15 protein-coding genes are annotated in these 17,517 nt (G+C 44.3%); 4 read left to right on the forward strand and 11 right to left on the reverse strand.

Translation table 11 applies throughout. The features are described 5' to 3' along the window. Window positions 1-67: 67 nt before the first annotated feature. The 5 genes from ACTIE0_RS17295 to ACTIE0_RS17315 all read right to left on the reverse strand — a co-directional run bounded on the left by ACTIE0_RS17295 (window position 68) and on the right by ACTIE0_RS17315 (window position 5,214). The gene (locus ACTIE0_RS17295) at window positions 68-709 is read right to left on the reverse strand and encodes an HAD family hydrolase (RefSeq protein WP_039933055.1); all 642 of its coding nucleotides are present in this window, start codon (window positions 707-709) and stop codon (window positions 68-70) included. Between the two features lie 367 nt (window positions 710-1,076). Beyond that, entirely contained in the window at window positions 1,077-1,430 is a 354-nt protein-coding gene (locus ACTIE0_RS17300; RefSeq protein WP_006617969.1) for a DUF1257 domain-containing protein, read from the reverse strand. A gap of 150 nt (window positions 1,431-1,580) precedes the next feature. Further along, complete coding sequence (ycf46, locus tag ACTIE0_RS17305) at window positions 1,581-3,110, reverse strand: stress-responsive protein Ycf46 (protein ID WP_006669383.1); 1,530 nt, start codon at window positions 3,108-3,110, stop codon at window positions 1,581-1,583. Between the two features lie 109 nt (window positions 3,111-3,219). Continuing rightward, a complete protein-coding gene (locus ACTIE0_RS17310; protein ID WP_006624065.1) occupies window positions 3,220-3,570 on the reverse strand; it encodes a slr0373 family blue light stress response protein in 351 nt (116 codons plus the stop codon). A 174-nt stretch (window positions 3,571-3,744) separates the two neighbouring features. Then, the gene (locus ACTIE0_RS17315) at window positions 3,745-5,214 is read right to left on the reverse strand and encodes a hypothetical protein (RefSeq protein ID WP_006669382.1); all 1,470 of its coding nucleotides are present in this window, start codon (window positions 5,212-5,214) and stop codon (window positions 3,745-3,747) included. A gap of 286 nt (window positions 5,215-5,500) precedes the next feature. On the opposite strand from ACTIE0_RS17315, the gene ACTIE0_RS17320 reads away from it, so the two are divergent. Further along, complete coding sequence (locus ACTIE0_RS17320; protein ID WP_006669381.1) at window positions 5,501-6,970, forward strand: phytoene desaturase; 1,470 nt, start codon at window positions 5,501-5,503, stop codon at window positions 6,968-6,970. 60 nt (window positions 6,971-7,030) lie between these two features. Further along, window positions 7,031-7,981: a ribonuclease Z gene (locus ACTIE0_RS17325; protein WP_006669380.1), complete on the forward strand. Its 951-nt coding sequence runs from the start codon at window positions 7,031-7,033 to the stop codon at window positions 7,979-7,981. On the opposite strand, the gene ACTIE0_RS17330 is transcribed toward ACTIE0_RS17325, so the two are convergent. Both ACTIE0_RS17330 and ACTIE0_RS17335 read right to left on the reverse strand, forming a co-directional pair. Further along, the gene (locus tag ACTIE0_RS17330; protein ID WP_006669379.1) at window positions 7,957-8,628 is read right to left on the reverse strand and encodes an N-acetylmannosamine-6-phosphate 2-epimerase; all 672 of its coding nucleotides are present in this window, start codon (window positions 8,626-8,628) and stop codon (window positions 7,957-7,959) included. The genes ACTIE0_RS17325 and ACTIE0_RS17330 overlap by 25 nt on opposite strands. 56 nt (window positions 8,629-8,684) lie before the next feature. Further along, window positions 8,685-10,562: a hybrid sensor histidine kinase/response regulator gene (locus tag ACTIE0_RS17335; RefSeq protein ID WP_006669378.1), complete on the reverse strand. Its 1,878-nt coding sequence runs from the start codon at window positions 10,560-10,562 to the stop codon at window positions 8,685-8,687. Between the two features lie 325 nt (window positions 10,563-10,887). On the opposite strand from ACTIE0_RS17335, the gene ACTIE0_RS17340 reads away from it, so the two are divergent. After that, window positions 10,888-12,039, forward strand: a complete 1,152-nt coding sequence (locus ACTIE0_RS17340) for a CBS domain-containing protein (protein WP_006669377.1) — start codon at window positions 10,888-10,890, stop codon at window positions 12,037-12,039. Window positions 12,040-12,071: 32 nt separating this feature from the next. Here the strand turns inward: ACTIE0_RS17340 and ACTIE0_RS17345 are convergent, their stop codons facing one another. Genes ACTIE0_RS17345 through ACTIE0_RS17360 form a run of 4 tightly spaced genes read right to left on the reverse strand, consistent with a single transcriptional unit; the run spans window position 12,072 to window position 16,540 of the window. Further along, a complete protein-coding gene (locus ACTIE0_RS17345; RefSeq protein WP_006669376.1) occupies window positions 12,072-12,761 on the reverse strand; it encodes a DUF4340 domain-containing protein in 690 nt (229 codons plus the stop codon). Window positions 12,762-12,787: 26 nt separating this feature from the next. Further along, window positions 12,788-14,632 (reverse strand): GldG family protein, encoded by a 1,845-nt coding sequence (locus tag ACTIE0_RS17350; RefSeq protein ID WP_006669375.1) that lies wholly within the window; start codon window positions 14,630-14,632, stop codon window positions 12,788-12,790. An 8-nt stretch (window positions 14,633-14,640) separates the two neighbouring features. Beyond that, a complete protein-coding gene (locus ACTIE0_RS17355; RefSeq protein ID WP_006669374.1) occupies window positions 14,641-15,441 on the reverse strand; it encodes an ABC transporter permease in 801 nt (266 codons plus the stop codon). Between the two features lie 43 nt (window positions 15,442-15,484). Continuing rightward, entirely contained in the window at window positions 15,485-16,540 is a 1,056-nt protein-coding gene (locus ACTIE0_RS17360; RefSeq protein WP_006669373.1) for an ABC transporter ATP-binding protein, read from the reverse strand. 300 nt (window positions 16,541-16,840) lie between these two features. On the opposite strand from ACTIE0_RS17360, the gene ACTIE0_RS17365 reads away from it, so the two are divergent. Next, on the forward strand, window positions 16,841-17,517 hold a 677-nt coding region (locus ACTIE0_RS17365), incomplete at its 3' end, for a Uma2 family endonuclease (RefSeq protein WP_439516943.1).

Genomic DNA, 17,517 nt, shown 5'->3' on the forward strand with positions numbered 1-17,517 from the left:
TTATCCTCAACCCTTCTCGCTTATTATACTGTATTGCCCTAAAATATTAACCGAATTTGTGATTAAATCATGCTCTCAACTCTTCAGCGCGATGGTGTCCTGAAGCGATCGCGATCGCCCTCGCCCCAATCGCTTGACCGCAGCGCACATCATGGGGCGTATCACCAATAACATATAATCGATCCGGCGTGAGTTTTCCTAACTGTTGCTCGGCTAAAATCATAGCCCGTTGTGCAATTTCCACCCGCTCGCGCGATCGCCTGGAAAACGCGCCTAGGGGGAAGTATGAATCCAGACCATAGTGAGCCAATTTAGCCCTTCCCCCGGCTTCCATATTTCCCGTTAAAACCAAAGATAAAACATCCGTGCGCTGTTGCAAATTCTCCAAAATTTCCCGCACTCCCGCCAACACATATCCCCGACATCGCAGCAACATTTCGGGGAGATGTTTAATGTAGAGTTTCTCAAGTTGTTCGATATTTTCCGCCGTCGGTTCAAGATTGCACTTTTCTAAAATCCTGCTGCAAATATCCCAATCTGTCAATCCCGCCATATTCAAAGCTGACAAATCCGTGCGATCGCCTATTAGATCTGCGATCGCTGCTTCCATCGCCGCTCTCCCCGCCCCTTTAGTGTTTAAAAGTGTCCCGTCAATATCCCAAAATAAAACCGTTTTCAACTGCTCAAATCCTCCCTTTTCCCTATTCAAGTTGACTTACAGCTTGTTCACCAGTCGCTTAATAGATTGCCCTCACCCTAAATCTGGATCCCAGAGAGGGAGAGGGACTTTGAGAGGTGATCAAATGATTTCTGAACAGGCTGTATTAACCCGCCTTGATAATGCCTCCGGGTTAATCCCCTGGGCGGGTAATAACTCAGCTAGTTCCCCCACTAATGCCTAATTATCAAGCCATCAAGTCAATGGGAGAATCACCCCGTTGATGTTAATAAACCCGCCCAAAACCAAGATGGTAGCATGGTCAGGGCCGTTTCCATGGTTAAATTAACTAGCCACACAAAAAACGGGTTAACCCGTCATAATGGTTAACCCGCCAGCTTGGGAACGCTCAGAGATTCTATTTTTGAACAACCAGTTTGACGTTTGCGCCTTGGAGACCACGCTGCTTAACATCAGCCAAAGTCTTGTTAACGGCGTATTTTTGATTAATAGAGTTGATCAACTCAGTTTGGTTGTGTTTTTTAGCAACACCCCACAGGTCAGCGATCAAATCGTAGCTTCCATCGCTATTGCGAGACCAACCCAGGTCATACTCGCCATCAAGGACGGCAACCAAGTCGGCACGGACGCGCTGGCCGTTGTAACCGCGAACGTCAGCGTTGGAATTCACAGAGATACCCAGATCACGCAGAGAAGATTTCAGGATTTCGGCATCGGTGATCTTGGTACGCAGTGTGCTAAAGTGAGACATTTAGGTATCCTCCTAGTGGAACTAAAAACGAAACAACAACGGTTTTGATTTGAACTTTAATCGCTCTTCGTGGGATGCAAAGACGATTGTGATAGAAACTGCTAGCGAATGTGCTAGCCTTTACTCCTGTTTGGACCAGGAGAAAGCCTGTTAGAACTCCATGCGCTGATATTCAGCGACGGAGGACGCAGCCGGTCGCGCCCGCTGTCTGGCCCAGTCTCGTAGCGCTGTGACCTGTTCCTTCATAGTTTTGGACAGCGGTAGGGTTGCCTTAATGGCGGCGATGATGTCGAGCTGCGTAAACTCGCGATCCTGAGCAAATGCCTCATACATGGCAGCGATTAGGGCTTGCTCAATTTCCGCTCCTGAGAAGCCCTCAGATATGGTAGAGAGCTGATCGATATCAAAGCGATCAATATCTGAGCGACGTTTGGAGAGGTGAATCTGAAAAATAGCTTGTCGTTCTTCCTTGGTGGGTAAGTCTACAAAAAAGATTTCGTCAAATCGTCCTTTTCTGAGGAACTCACCGGGAAGCCTTTCGACTCGGTTGGCGGTTGCCATCACGAACACGGGGGATTGTTTCTCTTGCATCCAGGTTAGGAAAGAACCAAAGATGCGGCTAGATGTGCCACCGTCTGAATCAGCAGAGCCACTCCCTCCGGCAAAGGATTTGTCTAATTCATCGATGAATAGGATGGCTGGAGAAATCGATTCTGCCGTTTTGAGGGCGTTACGAAGGTTGGCTTCCGATCGCCCTACCATGGAGCCATCATAGACCCGACCCATATCTAATCGCAACAGGGGTAAACCCCACAGCCTAGATGTAGTTTTAGCTATCAGGGATTTTCCACAACCGGGAATTCCCAAAATTAGCATCCCTTTGGGTTGGGGTAGACCATACTCTCGGGCTCGTTCGGTAAAGGCATTAGAACGCTGCTGTAACCAGTGTTTTAGCTCTTCTAAGCCCCCAACGGCATCAATGGTTTCATCAACATCTATGAACTCTAGGATGCCATTGCGCCGAATGAGTTGTTTTTTCTCAGACAGAACAATTTCAACCTCTTTATCAGTCAGCCTACCTGCCGTTACATGGGCTTTGCGGTACACTTTCTCAGCTTCATCTTTTGTTAAACCTAGGGTAGCCTTCAAGAGTTTTTCCCTGGTTTCGGTGTTGATGCGCTTAGAACGGCTTTGCTCAAGTTGGGCGGACAGTACCTGATTGAGTTCTGTCATGTCCGGTAGGGGGAAGTCAAGAACCACTACTTCTTTTTCTAGCTCGATGGGTACTTCTTGCACTGGAGACATCAAGATGATTGTCTTGTTTGTGTTTTTGAAGTTAGCGATCGCATCGCGTAAACACCGGGTTACCTCTGGGGAATCCTTAAAGGGGTGCAAGTCCTTAAAGATGTAAATACTGCCACTAGCATTTGGTTCTCTGTGCCGAATTACCCATTCGATCGCGGCTTGCGGTGATACGGTGTTAGACTGTACTGTGTTACGGGCTTGCTCCCCGCTGTATTGGGTCAGTCCCCTCGTTACTGTCCAAACGTATACTTCCCGCTGGCGCTTCGAGTTCTGTGCAATGGTGGCGATCGCCTGCTCAGACCGCTCCTCCTCGAAAGTCACGAGGTAGATCAGAGGATATCGAGCTTCAATTAGGATACTAAGTTCTTCTTGCATAGTCCTCGATCCAGGGTAGAGACGGTACAACGTTTACTAATGGTGTTTCCCCATATCCGATTGTGAGCACGACATCGCACTATCATCGAAGCTAGGTTTTTTGACTTCCTCAACAGGGAACGAGTTCTTCTTCTCCTGTGTGGGCAGTGGTTGAACCCACTTCTCGCACTTGCGTAACCGAAATTTCTTCGTCCGACAGTACAGTGGGTTGGTTCTTGAGTGATACCAATTCGCCTTGGTCTATGACCACGGAACTGGCACACTCGGGACAGGCATAAACCTTGTGGCTATGTCCGTGTAGTCCTTCTAACTCATCTACGATTTCTGGGTGGGTGAGATAGAAGACAAGAGCTTTTTCAGCTAGAGCGGACATGGGTTCCGATTCAACTGCTGCCTTGATTTTGAGTTGGCGATGCAGTTGAGGTGGAATATAGAGTGTTACCTTTTGCTTGCTTTGCATAGGACAGTGAACTTGTGTACCCGGGTATGTATGACAAGATAGCCGGTCTTTTTTCAGATGTCAAGCGGTTATGCTGCTATAACGTCAAACTTGTAATATTTCGTTACAATCATTGCCAAAAAAACTACTGGTGGCGTGGTTCCATTGACCGCACAGGGCTGGGCTACGGAGCGCTCAGTTCCTCCTGGGCCAGGGAATAGAGGGTTCAGCGACTAATTTTTGAGAGACAGCCCTCGCGCCGTAACGGTTGAGGTGGCTAGGGTCTACAAAATAATGGTATTGGGTGAGAGCCCTTTGGGAGAGGTCAATAAACAGGAACCCCTGCTGTCGGGAAAGGTATGTCATCCGATCCTGGAATTGACGTTCAGCAGACCAGCGCACAGAGTCTAAATAGCCTTCGGTGAGGGGAAGGTTAACCAAGACTAGGGAAATATTGCGCCCGCGAGTAAAGGCGACGACAGAATCAAAGGCTCTGGCTTGTACCCCCTGTAGGTTAAATGATTGATAGTCTCCGTCATAACGACCAGAGACATAAGGGCGACGTTGATAATAGGTCTGGGGATTATAGCGATCGCTTAGGGGTAGGAATCCTTGAGCATCAATGTTATCAAGAGATATGGGAGTCAGATTAAAGGGCTGTTGTCCAGGGCGATAGACTAAATCTGTTAGTTCCCAGTCTGCTGATGAGTCCGCCATGATCGGCTCTAAGGTGATATCCGGCTTTGCTTGGTAAAAATTGAATTTTGACCCCCTCGCCACACAAAGTGCTGGGAACTCGTGACAGGTGGTTGGGTAAGGTTGTGCTTGGGCTAGTTGGGGGCGGATACCAGAACCTATGCGTTGATGTCCCGCAGATGCTAAAACTGCTGCAAAGGTGCGATCGAAACGACCACTATTAAAGGCTCGCACTCCGTCAGCCCACAGAATCATCGGAGGTAAATGCTCTGGGGGTAAGATTTCCCTAATTAAATAGTTTACTAACTGGGCTGTAGCCCCATTGATGCCAAAGTTGAAAATTCTTAGGTTTCCGTAGCCTCTAGCGGCTAGGGAACGCTGCATTTGACTAGGATCGACTCCCTGAAGGGCGCGGGAACTGCCGACAATTAAAATGTCTGGCGTACCAACGGTGCTTAAATAGGATAGATATAGTTCTAATTGGCGATCGAAAAGTTCGCTGTCAAAACTGGGAAAAGCACTTACTGACCTGCTTCTGGCTGCTTGTTGTTGGGAGTAAGTCAGGTTACGCATATACTCTACTACTTTTCTTTCGGCAAAGCTGCGCCGGGGACTGCGGGGAGGGACGGCTTGCATCCATGCTACGGCTTGCACCCATTGACGGGCTACTTCGTCCCAATCTTCCTTGGTGCGGGCGTTTTGGGCTAAATTGGAGGCTCTCAGAGCAAAACGCACTGATTCATCAAAGGGGTTGGTTTCGACGCAGTGATTGGATTTGGATATAATTTGATTGGCTGATTGGGCGATCGCATTGGGGACTGATTCTGATTCAGACACCTGGGCGGCGATCGCTTTTTCCGATACTTGGTTGTGTGCCGACTGTTGAGACTGGGAACATCCAGTTAGAAGTACAATCGGTAACAGGGCTAAAATTTGGGCGGTGAACCGGAGACTATAGAATCTACTCATCGATGTTCTGACAAATGACGCTGAATACAGACAAGTTGGGTTTTAACTTTTCCGTCTGGAGAAGCCGCTAATTTCGATAAGGGTTTGATTTCCTATCTGCTTACCTAATTATGTCGGCTCAGGCTCCAATTGTGGGGACGGATCACCAAGGGCGATCGCCCTCTTTAAGTTAACTTAATGGGGAACCATTAGGCTCAGGTATTTGTAAAGGTCTCTATTTAGCACTTGTTTATTATTACATATTTTCAGATATTATAGTAACTATTCAGTGCGATTAACTAAAATCATGAATATTATCATTATTGGCAGTGGATTGGGTGGATTGGCTGCGGGGATTCGGTTGCAGGCTTTAGGTCATCAAGTAACTATTGTTGAGAAGCGAGATAAACCGGGAGGGCGGGCTTATTGCTATCAGCAGGATGGTTTTACCTTTGATGGCGGTCCCACCATTATTACCGCTCCTGGATTAATTGAGGATTTATTTACTTTAGCCGATCGCTCCATGTCGGATTATGTACAATTAGTCAAACTAGACCCTTTTTATCGGGTCAGATTTCCTGATAGTTCAGTGTTTAACTATAATGATAACTACGAGCAACTTATCGAGCAAATTCGAGAGTTTAATCCTGGGGATGTACAGGGATATCAAAGATTCTGTCGGGCGGCGGATTTAGTCTTTAGTAAAGGATTGCCTTTGATGACTAAACCTTTTCATAAATTTAGGGATATGCTGAAAGTTGCGCCCGCCATGATACAACTTCAATCCTATAAATCTGTGGCGGGATTTGTGAATCAATATATACAGGATGAACGGTTGCGCCAGGTGTTTAGTTTTCATCCTTTATTGATTGGTGGAAATCCTTTTAATAGTACATCGATTTATGCCATGATTCATAAACTTGAACAGGTTTTTGGGATTTGGTTTGCGATGGGGGGGACGGGTGCTTTGGTGGCGGCTTTGGTGCGACTTTTTGAGGAGATAGGGGGGGTTTTATGTGTCAATGCGGAAGTTGAGGAAATTGTGATTGATGAGGCTACCAGAAAAGCTAAGGGGGTGATTTTGAAGAGTCAGGAAATGTGGGAAGCTGAGGCGGTAGTGAGTAATGGTGATGTGGCGTTTACTTATCTCAATTTAATCTCACCCAAATTTAGGAGAAAATATAGCGATCGCCAAATTAAAAGCCTGCGCCATTCAATTTCTCTATTTGTAGTTTACTTTGGTACCAATAGACGTTATAATAATATGGCACACCATGAAATTATCATGGGACCAAATTATCGAGAATTAATGGATGATTTGTTTAGGCGAAAACACCTATCATCAGATTTTGCTCTGTATTTACACCGTCCTACGGCGACTGACCCATCCTTAGCGCCATCGGGTTGTGATTGTTGGTATGTGCTATCTCCGGTTCCTAATTTAGCAGGAGATACGGACTGGAAAATCATGGCAAAACCTTATCGCGATCGCCTAATTCAATTTTTAGAAAATCAATATATGCCCAATTTATCCCAACATATTGTCACCGAAAATTATATAGATCCGCTGCATTTTCAAAATACCCTTAACAGCTATTTAGGAAGTGCATTTTCCCTAGAACCTACCTTAATGCAGTCCGCTTGGTTTCGTCCCCATAATGTCAGTGAAGATATCCCTAATTTGTATTTTGTCGGGGCGGGTACTCATCCGGGCGCGGGGATTCCAGGGGTGATCAGTTCGGCTAAAATTGTGTCTAATTTGGTGGGTAAAGCGTGATATTTTGACAGGATGAACATTAACTAAAATCGCCATAGTAAAATCAAAGGAGTAGCCATTTTGCAGATTACATTTTTAGGCACAAGTTCAGGAGTTCCCACGCGATCGCGAAATGTTTCTAGTATCGCCCTACGTCTTCCCCAAAGGGCAGAACTTTGGTTATTTGACTGCGGAGAAGGAACCCAACATCAGTTTTTGCGTAGTGAATTAAAAGTCAGCCAACTGAGTCGTATTTTTATCACACATATGCACGGTGATCACATTTTTGGTTTAATGGGATTACTAGCTACCTGTGGTTTAGCCGGAAATGCTAACCGCATAGATATCTACGGACCCCCAGAATTAGAAGATTACTTAAAATCCTGCACTCGCTATTCTCAAACCCACTTTTCTTATCCGGTAAAAGTCCATCGCGTTAAACCTGGAATAATTTACGAAGACGAGGAATATATTGTCCGTTGTGGACCTCTCAAACATCGAGTTCCCGCCTTTGGATATCGGATCGAAGAAAAGGATCGCCCCGGACGTTTTTATGTGGAAAAAGCTCAAGCCTTGGGGATTCCACCCGGACCGATTTATGGTAAACTGAAAAATGGGGAAATTGTCACCCTTCCAGATGGTCGTCAAATTAACGGTTCTGCTCTTTGTGGAAAACCGGAAATCGGCCGTAAATTGGTTTATTGTACGGATACTGTCTTGTGTGAGGGGGCGATCGAATTATCCACAGGTGCAGATGTTCTCATACACGAGGCTACATTTTCTCATCTTGATGCTGATATGGCATTTCAGCGACTGCATTCTACGTCTACAATGGCGGCGCAGGTGGCTTTGGCTGCGGGAGTCAAAACTCTATTAATGACGCATTTTAGCCCCCGCTATGCACCGGGAAATGATATAGTTTTGGAGGATTTGTTAAAGGAAGCTAGGGCAATTTTTCCCCATACCAAAATGGCCTATGATTTTATGAGTTATGAGATTCCCAGAAATCAGGAATTAGTAGTAGCTTCTTGAAATCCCTGTACTAGGTAATCAATACCAGTGATAGCCGTACCGACGACGATCGCATTAGCGCCTAAAGCGATCGCCTGTTTAGCTAAAGTGGGGGAACTAATACCCCCCTCGCAAATCACCGGACAATCAAGCTGTTTAACCAATTGACTAAGAAGTTCAAAACCTGGGGGTGACAGGTGTTGAGTCGCCTCTGTGTAGCCATAGAGAGTGGTTCCCACACAGTCCGCCCCCGCTTCAACGGCTGCTATGGCTGCGGCTAAAGTATCTATATCAGCCATCACTGGTTTACCTAATTTTTGATGAATTTGGGCGATTAAAGATGCCACAGTTTCCCCGTCTGGGCGGTTTCTTAAAGTCGCATCAATAGCAATAATATCAGCCCCAGCTTGAGCGATCGCCGCCGCCTCTTCAAACCGAGGTGTAATATAAACAGAAAACCCCGGAAATTGTCGTTTCCATAACCCGATAATTGGTTGAGCGACCTGTTTTCGCACCGCCGTGATATGGGCGGGGGTATCAATTCGCACCCCTACCGCCCCCCGTTTAACTGCTGTTTTGGCGATCGCTGCAATAATTTCCGGATCATGTAACGGAGAGTCAACGGGGGCTTGACAAGATACAATTAAGCCAGACGGAAGGGTTAACATAGATATTTTTTAGATACCAATCATCCTCATCAAATTATAACATCTATTGAGTCAATTTAATCATAATTCTTTGTCCCCATCCCCAAGTTTAACGATTCAACTTGATTAAGTAGTTGATTAGGTAATATAGGTTTATTCAAACATTTATCAACCCCGAATTGTAAGGATTGTTCCTGTTCATCGCTGTTGGTAGTAAGGGCAACAATTTTAATTTTTTGGGTAGTGGCATCTTCCCTAAGATGACGAACAATATCATAACCATCTTGTCCAGAAATATGTAAATCTATGAAAATTGCATCTGGTTTGAGAAGTTGAATAGTTGCCAAAGCCGTTAAACCATCCATTAACCATACCACTTGATAACCAGCCGCTGTGAGTAATTCACAGATTAAAGTAGCAGTTTCCTCATCATCTTCAATCAAGACTAATCTACCTTGAGGAGTATCTGTATACATAGAAGGTAGGGAGGTTTTGTAATTAGAACTACTTTTGTTAATTAAAGGTTGAATAGGGATGTAGACTGTAAATTTAGTACCTAAGCCAACTTCCGATTCAAACTGAATGCTACCCCCATGCAACTCTACCAATTGCTTAGTCAAAGCCAACCCTAAACCCGTCCCACCATATTGGCGACGGTAGGGAGAATCTAATTGTTGAAACTTCTCAAATAATAGGGATTGTTGTTCCTTAGAAATGCCGATACCAGTATCTTTAACTTGAAAGATAGCCGTTTTGTCTTTCCGGGAAACTGTGAGGGTAACGCGACCACCTTTAGGCGTAAACTTAATAGCATTGCTTAATAGGTTGAGCAAAATTTGTCTAACCCGGCGATAGTCTGCCCGAAAAAGGTCTTGATCAACCTTAATTTGTAAGTTGACATTAACTCCTTTTTCTTTAGCAAAATCTCGCAAAGTATGTAAACATTGTTGAGCGAGTTTTTGTAGGGAAAATTCGCTGAATTTTAGGACGGTTTTACCGGATTCAACTTGGGACAAATCGAGAATATCATTAATCAAAGCCAGTAAATTTTCGCCGCTATCGTGAATAGTTTGCAGATAATGTTTTTGCTTTTCTAGGGGTAGGGCTGGAAAATTATCCGGCTGACTATATAACCTTAATAAAGTCGATGAAATCCCAATTACATGGGTTAAGGGTGTTCGTAATTCATGACTCATAGTGGCTAAAAATTCACTTTTAGCACGGTTGGCACATTGAGCGGCTAAGAGGGCATCATGAAGCGCTTGGGTGCGTTCTTTCACCCGTCTTTCTAAGGTTTGTTTTTGTTGCTGAACTTGGGCGTATAGTTGGGCTTGATAGATAGCGATCGATAGATGTTGAGTGATTTTACTAATAAATTTTTGCTCGCTTTCTTTCCATTGACGATCGCTAAAACACTGATGAGCAATTAATATACCCCAAAGCTGTTTTTGTACTAAAATTGGAGCCACCAGTTGCGCCGTCACCTGCTTTTGTTGTAAAATTGAATACAATTCGGGGGATGATTGATAGTAGAGTTTGATATTGGGGATGCAGTGGATGATAGATTTTTGATAGTATTGTTGATATTCGGGAACTTGAGCAAAGCAGCGATCGGCTTCTTCCCAGTCTAGGAGTGAGGCGATCGCATTGGAAGATTTAGCCTCATAGGTAATACTTCCATGAATCTGATCATGGCGATCGGCTTGAGGGACGGGAATTTCGGTATTTAGGTCAGGTTCATCTACATCAGGAGATAGGTCTTTAGTATGATCACCAGTCTGGACCTGATAGCTGTTTAACTGATAAATCACCAGGCGATCAACCTGCAAAAATTCCCGCAACTGTTGGACTGCAGTTGACAAAATCACCGACAGGTCAAGACTCTGGCGAATCTGGGTCGTCACTTGATTTAAAAGTCGCTCTCTTTCCAGTTGCTTATTTAGGGAATCATCCACAGGCTTAGTAAATATAGCGATCGCACAGATTTAACCAAACACAGACTTTTGCTGTACACTCTTAAAGATAGCACCAAACCACTCTATCTCATTTATAGCGCCTCCGATCAGGGTTCGATTCAGGGTTTTGGTCTCTCCATGTGGCTGATGTAGGCGTTTTCAGGGTCAAACTTGTTGCCAGATTATTTTAATATTTTTGTGGTAGTGGCTATCATATTCTCTGGTAGGGTGATCTACTTTTTTGACCTCAACCATTAAGCCTATCTCCCATAGCGATGACCGCTGGGACATGGTTTGATTGTATTTGTCTAAAAAATATAACCTTATGACTCAGCAATTACCCCTCACTCTTAACTCAACTATCGCCGACCTACCATGCCATAATTATCAGGTTAGTTGGGTAACTAGAGCCGACATTGTAGCGAAAGAACTCTACCAAAATCCCGAACTACCAGGGGTATTAATTATCGACGATTCCGAATTGATCGGGATGATTTCTCGCAGCAAATTTTTAGCAAAAATACATTTACCTAATTGGGAGGAAATTTACAGCAACAATCCGATTCAGAAAATTTTAGATTTTACCCGGATTCCTCCCCTGATGTTGTCATCAGATACTCTCATTAATGAAGCGGTACAACTGGCGATGAATCGGTCTGTCAATCTGATTTATGAACCGATTGTGATTATCTGGAGTGACCATGAATTTGGGTTGATAGATTTTCGGATTCTGTGTCAATCCCAAACAGTAATTTTACAAAAATCTCGTCAAATCCTTCAACAGCAAGAACAGACGAAACAGAAGTATTTTAATCTGTTAAATCAGGAAAAACAACGGATTAATGAGGCGAATCATAATCTCAATATTGAGAAAAATATTATGAAAAAGCTATATCAAAGTCGTTTTATAGAAAGGGAAAATGCCATTAATCAACATTATCAAAAAATCCTCAAAATTTATCAAGAAATTGTCCAGACTGGTCGGCTGGTTTCTAAGGAAAGTCATCGCGAATTTCATGCAATTTTTATCGGCGCTAATTCTATTCATAAAAATTCGGAAGATTTAGAGTCAGTGATTAAAAATATTTCTAGGGATTTGGAAACTATTAATTCCGCTTCGACAATTATGGCGGAAATTGTCCAAAAAGTCCGATATCTCTCGGTACAGGCTTCGGTTTTAACTTATCAACAAAGTTCGACTAATCAAACAGTTTTAAGTAAAATTAACCTAGAAATGAATCGACTGGTTAAACAAACTCTTGATTTAAGTCAACAAATGAATAATGTTTCTAGTCATTTTAAAGTTCATATTAATAACCTGAAAGATATCGCTCATAAAGAAGACGAAGTTACCCGCAAAATGATTTTAAACACTCAACGCGCTGAAATGGCGATCGCTGAATTGGATCAACTCCTAGAAAACCCTAATCTCGGTTTAACCAATCTAATTACCAACCTATCTAATCACCATAATTAATTGAATACAGTTAATCTAGTTGGCTAGTGATTTTATGTTTCTGGAGTGTCAACTTCTTCTGTCTCCATTTCGGTGGGAGTTTCGGTGGGAGTTTCTGGAGTTTCTGGGGATAATAAATCTTCCGCATCTCTAGCCATAATCCACTCATCTAGGGGGTGACTAATAGCATCTCGCGCGGTCTTAGAAATCACTAAAATCGAGATATTTTCGGGTAAAGTTTCGGGAGGATTGGTCATTGCATAAATTGCATCACCACTAAAATCCGACTTACCCAAAACCAGGCGATGAGTAGTTTCATCTCGTAGTTGAATTTGGATCGACTCTTGAGGATCAACCAATCCATAATCCTCTAATTGTGATTTAGAAATGGTTAATTTACTAATACCGGAGTTAGGATTCGATGCAATCCTCTGGGTATTTACCAGTTGATTTAAAACGGCATTCACCCTAGCAATATTAGCGGGATATTCCATAGGTTCAAGCATTTTCCAAGGGGTGATTGCATCAGTTTCATCTTCCCCAACCCGTTCAATTTTTAAAGTGCGATCGCCTGTTTCTATAATCAGAGATTGGATCTCATCTTGAGAAATATCAAAAATCCGATCTTGTCTAGCTTGGACTTGTTGCTGTTGAGACTTTCCGCGAATTTCCACCACATAAACACCACCCGCTAATACCAAAGCAATAATCATTAAAATCCGGGTTGATTGCTGCAATTTCATAACTAAACCTCCAAAGAAATGCTATCTTATCGTCGCCGCCACCAGAGGAAAGCTGATACAGCAAATCCAATTAGCGGGAAAATCACTAACGCCATCCAACTTAACAATCGACCTAATGGGGGAGTCATCAAAATCCGACGACTGGTAACCGGTTTAACCCCGATAGATAACACTTCTTGGTCTGGTTGACTCAGCCAAACAATAGTATTCACAAATATATCCCTATTGAGTTGTTGCTCAAGCCAGCCATCAGTCGCAAATTGAGAGTTTCCTAATACTACCAGTCTGGCTTCTTGACGAATTGCTGAGGTTTCCTCAGTTTCGGTAGTTTCCGCCGTGTCTGTAGTTTCCGGGGTGGGAGTTTCTGTGGTTTCCTCAGTTTCGGTAGTTTCCGCCGTGTCTGTAGTTTCTGGGGTGGGAGTTTCTGTGGTTTCTTCTGCTTCGATAGTTTCCGCCGTGTCTGTAGTTTCTGGGGTGGGAGTTTCTGAGGTTTCCTCAGTTTCGGTAGTTTCCGCCGTGTCTGTAGTTTCCGGGGTGGGAGTTTCTGTGGTTTCTTCTGCTTCGGTAGTTTCCCCCGTGGGAGTTTCTTGCTGGTTCAAAACTCTGGTTAAAGCGACCCCCAAAGATAGAGGGCCTTCGCGATCGGTTTCCGGGTTAAATTCTAATCTTCCCTCTACTAAATTACTTTCCGCCCAACTTTGTCTATCTGTCCAAATTATGGGAGTTTCAGTAATTCCGTCTACGGGGCGAGTTTCCACAGGACGCGCTGACGGAAACAGAGATATATTATTACCAAAATCTCTAGTAATAGGATGATCGCCATATTCGCGGACAATGGGAACCGTGGGACCCAAACCCACTAATCGACCGCTACCTGTTGCGTCAATAGCAATGCGATCGTCTAATTTTACTCCCCATTTATCCAATAAATCATCTAGCCCTGGGTCAGTTTTCGGGTCTAGCATTAACAGTAAACCGCCGCCATTGTCAAGGAAATCAATTAAGGCGTTAACTTCCCCTTCAAATAGCCTTTGTTGGGGACCTGCTACGACAATCACATCTGCATTTTCAGGAATTCCTGTAGCTCCTGCTAGTAGCAGAGGTTCAACAATAAAGTTTCTTTCTTTTAAACTATCAACAGCCTGTTGAAAGCCTCCTTGTCCGGCTTGAAGTGGTCTTTGTCCGTGACCTTGGAGGAAATAAATTTGGGAAGTGCGATCGCTAAAAATTTGTTCAATACTATTAGTTAATGTAACTTCCGTTAGTGGTTGTCTTCCTTCCCGGCGAATAAGTTGGCGACGGTTTCCTGCTTCCAGATGAATTTCACCAAAATTTCTCACCCCCAATTCTTGGGCTATACCCGGCTGCATTTGTGGATCAATAAACTCGTAACTAAATAAGGCTGGGTTTTTTTCTCGGTAGCGGTCTAATAATGATTGAGTTTGAGGATTTTGGGTCGGGTCAAATACCCAAACCTTTAAAGGTTCAGGGAGGTTGGTCAGTATAGTTTGGGTTTGGGGGGCGAGGGTAAATTGTTGGTTTTCGGTTAAGTCAATGCGAACTGGGTTCCGCACTGCAATAATATTAATAGAGGTGAGAATTACCATCACGGAAACTGTTGCCAATAGGGCGTTAGTCCCGGCTTGAGTAGACCGACGATTACCTAGTCGTTTTTGTTGCGGGTCAGTTTCCAAATCACCTTTTAATACTAACCACACCCCGATAATTACCACCCCAGCGATGATTAATGCTAGGGGAACTGGTTGCCAAATTCCTGATACGAAACCCGCTGATAAACCAGCGATCGCAATCATGGGACCTAGCCAAAATGAGTATTTAAAGAGTTGCCAAATAATTCGATTTTTTTTCATAAAACCTTTTACGAACGCTGGAAGCGAAACGCATCAATAGACTGGGCGGTGAGAAACACCCCTAACACTACATAACTGCCAAACAAGACCAAACTCCTAATCTCAATAACCCCTTGTACTAAATTAGTATAATTAGAGATTAATGATAAATGGGTGAGGGCATCTCCTAGGGGTCCTCCTACCGCTTGACCAATGATATCCACAACCCATAAAAATAGCACCAAGGCAAAAGTACCGATCGCCGAAAGTAAGGTGCTATCTGTTAGGGAAGAAATAAACATTCCCAGGGATAACACACCAGCAGCCAGTGAAATTAACCCCAGATGAGATACTATCATAATTCCTGGAGACATGGGAGGGCTAGACACACTGAGGGCGATCGCCTGTAGCACAAACAGTGGCAAAATCATGGTACTATAGAAGGTGAGAACTCCTAGTAATTTTCCCGTAGCTACTCCCCAGTTAGTAATTGGAGAAGTCGCCAACAGTTCTAGGGTTCCTCGTTTGCGTTCTTCTGCATATAATCCCATTGATAACATGGGCAGCACAAACAGAGATATGGTTCCCATAAGCCTCAGAAATACTTGCAGAAACTCAAATGATAAATCAATGGGGGGTTCCGTTAAACCCATTTGATCTCTCAAAGCTACTTGTTGAATCAGTCCCTCTGGCCCTAACAGAATAGCTATAAAAAAGTATCCCGTTAGTAGCCAAAAAATTCCGGCGATCGCATAAGCCAACGGAGAGGCAAAATACCCCTGGAGTTCTTTGCGATATATGGCGATGATATTACTAAAAACGACTAGCATAGTTTCCTATTAGTTTAAGCAGAACCGGAGCCATCATCAGTTATTAATTCTCAACTGTTTCTTCTGTGTCTTCTTCTAGCTGGTCTTCTTCTAGCTGGTCTTTGGCTATGTCCTGAGAATCGGGTTTATCCTCAGAAGGCGATCGGGCGATCGTCGCTTCTTCTTGGGCGGTTAGAGTTAGGAAAACATCCTCTAAACTAGCACGAGTGCGCCGCATTTCATAAACTTTTATCCCCTCAGTCACACAGGCGGCTATCAGCTCAGGTCCGGGTTCCCTGTTATTTTCACAAACGACCTGTAACCGCTGGTGTGGTTCCGTGGGAGATGTTGTTAATAGGTCAACTATTTTCACTCCAGGAACTGCTAACAGCGAGTTTAGGGTTTCCTCCTCGATTTCTCCCTCTACTTCTATCTCATACCCTGCACCCGCCGTCAACTTCTCCATCAGATTATCGGGGGTTCCCGTCGCTACAATTTGACCCTTATTGATAATTACCACCTGGCTACAGGTCATGCTAACTTCAGGTAAAATATGGGTAGACAGGATAATCGTATGGTCTCCGGCTAGACTCTTGATTAAATTCCGCACTTCAATAATTTGGCGCGGATCTAACCCCACTGTCGGCTCATCTAACACTATCACAGGTGGGTCATGCACGATCGCCTGGGCTATTCCCACCCGCTGACGATAGCCTTTAGATAGTTTACGAATGAGACTCTGGCGGCGATCCAATATACCGCAGCGTTCCATAGCCGCTTGTACTCGTAAAGGGCGATCGCCCGCCGCCACCCGTTTAATTCGCGCCACAAAATGCAGAAAACCCTCAACCGTCATATCAGGGTATAATGGGGGTGTTTCCGGCAGGTAGCCAATTCTCTCCCGCACCGCCATTGATTGTTCGTGGACTTCATACCCAGCAATTCTAGCTGTTCCATTTGTGGCTGGTAAATAGCCTGATAAAATACGCAGGGTGGTAGTCTTTCCTGCGCCATTGGGTCCCAAAAACCCTAAGATTTCCCCCGCTTTCACAGAAAAGGATACATCCTCAATGGCTGGGGTTGTGCCATAAATTTTGCACAGATTCTCAACTTCAATCATGGGTTATGTGCTATCGGTCTGGCAATAATCATCTTCAAGATTAACTGATTTCGGGACCTTCCTGATTATTTCCTGGGTCAGTCCTCCCTTCTCCCTTGGCGTGTTGATTTTTTCGTCATGAGTATAGCCATGAAACCCCCACAGGTTTAATCTAGGCGATCGCTCCTCCCTTTGTCAACCCCTATTATTCTTTAAAGGCGACGATGTTGGTTTTAACAGTGTTTCACAATAGGTGTAGACCATCAAATTTAGCCAAATGCTATACTATCTGCCATCACCTGCGATGAGAAACTACTGACTATGACCATCGCCCCATCATCAGAACTGGGAATTACTACCCTTCCCGACCATACTCAACTCCCCGACTCCGATGGCACTTTCGTGAAAAACTTTCAGGAGCATCCCCAAAGTATCTTATTGACTGATTCCATTCTATCAACACTAGATAGTCTACACCCAGACCAGCAATATGCCATAGGTCAAGATTCTGGTATCTATTGGCGATTAACAGAACCCCTAGAACGGGGGGCGGAATGTCCAGACTGGTTTTATGTTCCCAACGTTCCCCCAACTCTTGATGGTAGGGTGAGACGTTCCTATGTATTATGGCAGGAATATATCCCCCCTTTAATTGCCATAGAATTTGTGTCGGGAGACGGTTCAGAAGAACGCGATCGCACTCCCTTATATCAAATTTCTGGAGAACGTCAAAAACCCGGTAAATTTTGGGTATATGAACAAATCATCCGCCCCCCTTTCTATGCTATCTATGAGGTACGGAAAGCCAGTGTAGAAGTCTATCACCTAATGGAAAATCACTATGAGTTAGTGGCCGCGAATGAAAGAGGTCACTATCCCATTCACCCCATGGGTGTAGAATTAGGCATTTGGCTCGGACAGTATGGCAACCTAGAATTGCCTTGGCTGCGCTGGTGGGATAGCCAGGGTAATTTGTTATTAACCGGGGATGAACGAGC

This window comes from Limnospira sp. (assembly GCF_051859755.1).
GTDB lineage: Bacteria > Cyanobacteriota > Cyanobacteriia > Cyanobacteriales > Microcoleaceae > Limnospira > Limnospira fusiformis.